1 protein-coding gene is annotated in these 275 nt (G+C 73.5%); it reads left to right on the forward strand.

Annotated elements, in window-relative coordinates; translation table 11 throughout:
* Positions 1-275, forward strand: a 275-nt coding sequence (locus C1X29_RS29285) for a DUF6600 domain-containing protein (RefSeq protein ID WP_218275716.1), incomplete at both ends; no start/stop codon positions are given.

The raw sequence follows: 275 nt of genomic DNA on the forward strand, positions 1-275 counted from the left end.
GCTGGAGCCCGACCAACAACGGCACCTACCGGCAGGCGGACTCGGGCGAGTGGTTCTGGGTCTCGGCCGATCCCTTCTGGAGCGTCACGTCACGCGAGGGCCGGTGGTTGAAGGACCGGGGAGAGAAGTGGGTGTGGAAGCCCGGGCTGCCGCCGCAGCCGACGGGCGAAGGTCTGGGCGGCGGCATCGTGCCCATCGTCGGCACCGGCGCCCCTGCTCTGCCCCCGCGCGTGGCGCGCGCCCGGGAGGCGCACTACGAGAGGACGGTGCGCGAC

It is taken from the genome of Pseudomonas sp. GW456-12-10-14-LB2 (assembly GCF_002884345.1).
Lineage (GTDB): Bacteria > Pseudomonadota > Gammaproteobacteria > Pseudomonadales > Pseudomonadaceae > Aquipseudomonas > Aquipseudomonas paraglycinae.